3 protein-coding genes are annotated in these 6,288 nt (G+C 41.9%); all 3 read right to left on the reverse strand.

The annotated features are described in order from the left end of the window. Window positions 1–125: 125 nt before the first annotated feature. Window positions 126–2,159, reverse strand: coding sequence for a GGDEF domain-containing protein (locus tag ACN0T8_RS05500; RefSeq protein WP_417879649.1), 2,034 nt, complete (start codon window positions 2,157–2,159; stop codon window positions 126–128). A gap of 436 nt (window positions 2,160–2,595) precedes the next feature. Next, window positions 2,596–3,750, reverse strand: coding sequence for a murein hydrolase activator EnvC family protein (locus ACN0T8_RS05505; protein WP_417879718.1), 1,155 nt, complete (start codon window positions 3,748–3,750; stop codon window positions 2,596–2,598). Between the two features lie 163 nt (window positions 3,751–3,913). Further along, window positions 3,914–5,458, reverse strand: coding sequence for a 2,3-bisphosphoglycerate-independent phosphoglycerate mutase (gpmM, locus tag ACN0T8_RS05510; RefSeq protein ID WP_417879650.1), 1,545 nt, complete (start codon window positions 5,456–5,458; stop codon window positions 3,914–3,916). Window positions 5,459–6,288 lie beyond the last annotated feature (830 nt).

Here is a 6,288-nt window from a genome sequence, read left to right on the forward strand (position 1 = left end):
AGGGATGACGGTTTTTCATGACTTATTGATGACGGTTTTTTCGTGACTTATTAAAGTGAAGAAACTTGTCATCCCGGAAACGAGGGACGAGTTATCCGGGATCTAATTCATTATATTGACTCAATCTATGCCACCACTTCCACACAGTTTCTACCGTTTTCTTTTGCTTGATAAAGGGCTATATCAGCTTGCTTGAGCATCTCATCGATATTCGATATTTCTGGTGTCATCGTTACGACTCCAATCGATAAAGTCACACTTAATGTAGCACTGACTGAAATTTCAATAGGTTGTTCAGATATCACTTTTCGAATGTTTTCGGCTAGCTTTAATGCTTCTTCTTGAGTCTTAGTGGTGACAACCGAAAATTCCTCTCCGCCTAAGCGAGCAAAGATATCTCTGTCCTTTATATGTTCTTGTATGGTTAGGCACATTTGTTGTAAAACTATATCGCCAACATCATGCCCATAACCATCATTGATTTGCTTAAAGTGATCGATATCGATCATTAATAATGATAATGGCTCTTGGTTTGCCAAGTGTTGTTTAAAAATAGGAGTCACTCGTGCGAAAAAATGTCGTCGGTTGCTGATCCCTGTAAGTACATCGGTATGAGCAATGTATTCAAGTCGTTTTTCTAGTTCAATCCGATCTGTAATATCGAATGCTGAAGTCCGTGCGACGGCAAAGTTGCCTTCATTGAAGAGTGAAACAGCAGCAGTCGAAATAAAGAACGTTTCCCCTTGCTTAGTTTTGACTTCTAATACGACACCGATAATTTCTGGTTCATTAGGTAACAGCTTTAAAAATGCTTGGAATGTCTTTTGGCTGGCTGGAGTTAGAAAGCGCTCAAATGATTGGCCAATGACTTCTTTTTTGTCATAACCCAACCAATTTAGCTCGGTTTGGTTAATACGTGTGACGATACCATTTGCATCTAAGCTATGGTAGCCACATGGTGCATTTTCATATAAGTCGTGAAGTTCAGCACTAATACGACGATCTGTTTTACGGCGAAACTTCTTTTGTTCAAAATGGCTGATCAATAGAAAGATCAAGACAGAGCTTACTAGATAGAATAAACATAATATCAGTTGCCAAATGGAGTTATAAAAAAGAGAATTTTCATGAATCGTTTCATTCGGTAGGAAGATAACTAACTTCCAATTCGTGTTGGAAATTGAATTTTTAGATACAGGAAAGTTTTGTGTAGTAAAGGTGTTAAGTTCTGGGGTCTCGATGGCACTGAAATCTAATGGTTCAATCGTTTGATAACGGAATAAACCTTTGCGTGTTTTTAGCCACCCACTGTCATTAGCTGAAATAGTTGGCCAAGCTAATGGGTAACGTTGCTTGAAATTTTTTTCAGGTTCTCCCAGGCTGTGTCCCCATTCATTGCTTCGGTCATGGTTGCTTAACCAATAGCCTTGACTATCAATAATCATTCCCTGACCATTGATACGTAATTTGCTTTGGTGACGAAAGTTCTTAAGTAAGTCATTCGCCATGTAATTGAGGATGACGACAGCAATCGCCTTTCCCTTTTTATCTAAAACCTGAGTAGAGAATCGTAATGTTGGTTTATATGGGACTTCTATTTCACCGTTTTCTATATTGAGATCCATTTTAGAGATATAGATCTCTCCGGGCTTTAATGATAATGACTCTTGGAAGTAATATCGGAGTTTTTTGCTCTGTAATTGGTTGATATCAGTTTGTGTAGAGACGCCATCATGATAATCGACTCGAATCAGTTCGTTACCTTGGAGATCAAAAAGTCTAATTTGATCATAATATTGAAATGCTTGAGTTAAATTAGAAAATAATCCAACGACCTCTTTGCTGTCTTGTTCTGTAGGGTGATTAATATAATCAGCAATGACTTTTGATTTAGATACCATGTGTAAAACGGTGAGTTGCACCTTCATCTCTTTTTGTAGCGCATTTTGAGTCGTGACAACAAACGCTTCTTCGTGGGCGAGTAACTTATGTTCTAAGTTTTGAGAGTAGGTATGATACCAATAGGCTCCTAACGCCAAGCAAAGTAAACTGAAGGCGGTCCAGATAAATCTAAATCGCTTTAAGATGCTAGTTTGTACTTGTTGGTTTTGAAGTTCATCTTCTTCTAAATGATCAAAAGTCGTATCTAGCTGAGGCATAAGGTTATATTCACCTAAAGTATGAATAACATTGAAAGCACTTTTGAGTATAAGCCGATGAGGTAGAAATAGAAACATTAAAAAATAAAGGACCTATATAAAGCAAAGGCCGTTCACCTTGCTAATAAAGTGACGGCCTTTGTTTAAGGATCTAGTAGCATGTTGCGTGTAGAGTGGAAAAGCTAAGGGGCAGAGCCGGGGTACGGGGACGTTTCACTCGGGAGCCGAAAAGATGGTAGTGTGTTTCGAGTTGCGTGTAGAGTGGAAGAGCAAAGCGATCGTTGTTTGCTTTTCTTCGGGACCAGAAACTAGGGTCTAGGGGCTTTCTTTCTATTCGAGCCACGATAAGCGAAGCACCCGAGTTACGAGATTCGATTGTTTTTTACTCGTAACCCGAAGCGAAGCGCACTCGGATCTCGCAACAATCTTTTCCTTTCTACTTCAACCAACGCCTCGGATTCTGAGCCTGACTATTACGGCGGATCTCAAAATACAGTGAAGGTCGAGATTGACCACCAGTGTTACCGGCCAGAGCGATGGTTTCTCCTGTTGCAACTACATCACCATCTTTCTTCAATAAGGTTTGGTTATAACCATATAAGGTCATGTCACCTTTACCGTGGTCGATCAGTAGTACTAAACCGTATCCACGTAGCCACTCGGCAAAGACCACTTTACCTGAATGTACGGCTTTAACTGCTTCGCCTTGTTTGGCGTTGATCACGATACCTTTCCAGGTGATTTGCCCGCTTTGTGAGGTGCCGTAGTTATGCAGGATGCTGCCTTTCAGTGGCCAAGGAAGTTTGCCTAGGTATGATCCTAATCCATTCATTGGCGAAATATTACGTTTGGCCGCTTTCGCTATTTCGGCCCTTAAACGGTTTTCGTTGCGACGTAGTTCGGCCAGTTTGCTTTGGTTGCTACGGATATTCCCTTGAATTTTATTAACGGTGCCTTTACGTTGGCTTTGTGCTTTAACCAAATCATTATGCTTGGCTTTTTTGTTAGCCAGTAGAGTGGATTGGCGATTTTCTTCTTCTGAAAGTTGACGTTCTTTTTCGGTTAATTCACTTTGTGTTTTTGCTAGGGCTTCAATTGCTTCAGTTCGTGCTTGGGCTAAATGCTGGAAGTATTGGCTAATACGATCCATCTTTTCTGCCTCACCGCCTTGAATAATTTGCGGAAGGTTATTGCTACGACTGGTGAGGTAGTATGTTTTTATGAGCTGCTCGAGTGTGTCAGTTTGTTGTTGTTTGGTTTGTTCTAACTGACGCTTTTGAGATTTTAATTCGATTAAGTTGGCTTGAACTTGTGATAGTTCTCGTTCGTTACTGCGGATTTCTTGACCTAGTTTTGAAATGGCGACTTCATGTTTTTTTAGTTCGCTTTGTAATTGGTTTAGCTTTTTTTGCTGAGAGCTTAATGATGAGGTTTGGCGTGATATTTCAGCCGATACGCCTTTTAACTCTTCTTTAGATGCTGTATGGGCGGAAGTGCTGAAAAGAGAAAAACAGCTAAGTAGAGCGTAGAGAAAAGCGCCAGAAAACGAAACACGTAAGCTGGCGCTTGAATTAGGTATTGACGAAGTCATTGTCATAAACGAAACATTTCCCAAGAATGAGGCTCACCGTGTTGATGAGCCTTGTTCTATACCTGAAAGAAGGCCTACATTAAGGTAATTCTTTGGGTACAAATTGTATAGAAAGCCTGATGAATCTTAATGATATATCAGACAAACATACAATTGATAGGGATTATTTTAGATTAACAATAACCTGACCTGTCATTTCAGCAGGGATTTCCATACCAGTTAATTCAAGCATCGTTGGGGCAAGATCTGACAGCTTACCGCCTTGTTTGAATTCAAGATCTTTATTACCAACGTAAACTAATGGTACTGGAAGGTTAGTATGTGCAGTATGAACACCACCGGTTTCAGGGTCGATCATCATTTCTGCGTTACCGTGGTCGGCAGTAATTAATAGCTGACCATCGACTTCTTTAATCGCTTCTACTACACGACCGATACATTCATCAACGGCTTCACATGCTTTTACAGCCGCATCGTAAACACCGGTGTGACCAACCATGTCGCCATTTGGGTAGTTACAGATGATGGTATCGAACTTGCCAGATTTGATGGCTGAAACTAGCTTGTCGGTTAGCTCAGGTGCACTCATTTCTGGTTGCATGTCGTAAGTCGCCACTTTTGGAGAAGCAACCAATTGACGTTCTTCGCCTTCAAATTCGTTTTCTTTACCGCCATTGAAGAAGAAAGTCACGTGTGCGTATTTTTCAGTTTCAGAAATACGTAGCTGAGTTTTGCCACATTTAGACAACCATTCACCGTAAGTGTTTTCTAGTGATGCTGGTGGGAATGCGCAAAGCAGTGGAATGTCTGCGGCGTATTGAGTCAGCATAACAAAGTCGATGCTTGGGAATACTTCACGCTTAAAGTCGCTAAATTCAGGTACAAAAGTACGAGTGATTTCACGCGCACGGTCAGCACGGTAGTTCATGAAGATCACTGCGTCGCCATCTACGATAGCGGCACTTGCTTGGCCTTCAGCACGGATTTCAGTTGCTTGAACGAACTCATCGTTTTCTTCACGAGCGTAAGCTGCTTCTAAACCCGCGGTCGCAGAATCAAACGTGAATTCGGCTTTTGCTTGAGTTAATAAGTCGTAAGATTTTTGTACACGATCCCAGTTATTATCACGATCCATTGCGTAGTAACGACCGATAAGAGAAGCGATACGCCCTTCTTCTAGGTTTAACTCGGCAAATAAATCTTGGAAGCGTTGCAGAGAGTGGTTTGCGCTACGTGGCGGAGTATCTCGGCCATCTAGGAAAGCGTGAACGTAAACTTTCTTAGCACCACGCTCAGCCGCCATTTGTACTGCAGCGTAGATGTGGTCTTCGTGGCTGTGTACGCCACCTGGAGACATAAGTCCCATGATGTGAACGGCTTTATCCGCTGCTACTGCTTTATCAATTGCGTTGGCTAGCGCTGGCGTGTCTTTGAATTCACCGTCAGCGATAGATTTAGTAATACGAGTAAGGTCTTGGTAAACCACGCGGCCAGCGCCGATATTAGTGTGGCCTACTTCAGAGTTACCCATTTGACCGTCAGGTAGACCAACATCGAAACCTGATGCAGAGATTAGGGTATTTGGTTGGTTAGCAAATAAACCATCTAAAACTGGTGTGTTTGCGTTTGCGATAGCGTTATCACTGTTGTCTTCGCGGTAACCCCAACCATCGAGAATCACTAGAGCCATTGGCTTCTTATTTGACATGTTCAAACCTCGTTTAATTTAAAAAACTGCACTGAGCGTAATTTTACTACATTTTTCGCTCTAAACTGTAGGGTAAGATCAATTTAACTAGTCTCACCCTTTTAGTGTCACATTTATCTGGCGCTAATTTTCAAGCTATGAGCGCATTATGCCTAATAATTAGTCTAGATGACAATCGAATTGAACGATGGGTTTGATAGGTTAAAAGGCGGTTTCGTTTCTCGTGGCTAGAGCGCTTCGCTTCTTGTGGCTCGGAAAAGCGAAAGCGTGAATTAGGAATTTAATGTGTCGTCATCCCTACATGAGCCAAAGCGAAGAAGATAGGGGATCGACTAAAAGCGTGTCGAATCGTTTAATCCGTAATAGTTTACAGCTAGTGGTGAGTAGATTCCCGCTCTCGCTGAGGCTTGGCAGGAATGACGTTTTTTTGTTGAGATTGTGTACTACGAGTTATGCGTAACAGCGAGTATTGAAGGTTAATTGTCATCCTTGAGGAGCCTGAGCGACATCGAGGATCTATATTTCGCGTGTGGAGAGTCGATACCCACTCTCGCTGAGGCTCGGCAGGAATGACGTTTTTTTGTTGAGATTGTGTACTACGAGTTATGCGTAACAGCGAGTATTGAAGGTTAATTGTCATCCTTGAGGAGCCTGAGCGACATCGAGGATCTATATTTCGCGTGTGGAGAGTCGATACCCACTCTCGCTGAGGCTCGGCAGGAATGACGTTTTTTTGTTGAGATTGTGTACTACGAGTTATGCGTAACAGCGAGTATTGAAGGTTAATTGTCATCCTTGAGGAGCCTGAGCGACATCGAGGATCTATATTT

The organism is Vibrio sp. (assembly GCF_048266485.1).
Classification (GTDB): Bacteria; Pseudomonadota; Gammaproteobacteria; order Enterobacterales; family Vibrionaceae; genus Vibrio.

Coding starts and splice junctions, on each gene's coding strand:
- ACN0T8_RS05500 (WP_417879649.1), bottom strand. CDS start 2,159: ATGCCTCAGCTAGATACGACTTTTGATCATTTAGAAGAAGATGAACTT.
- ACN0T8_RS05505 (WP_417879718.1), bottom strand. CDS start 3,750: ATGACTTCGTCAATACCTAATTCAAGCGCCAGCTTACGTGTTTCGTTT.
- gpmM (WP_417879650.1), bottom strand. CDS start 5,458: ATGTCAAATAAGAAGCCAATGGCTCTAGTGATTCTCGATGGTTGGGGT.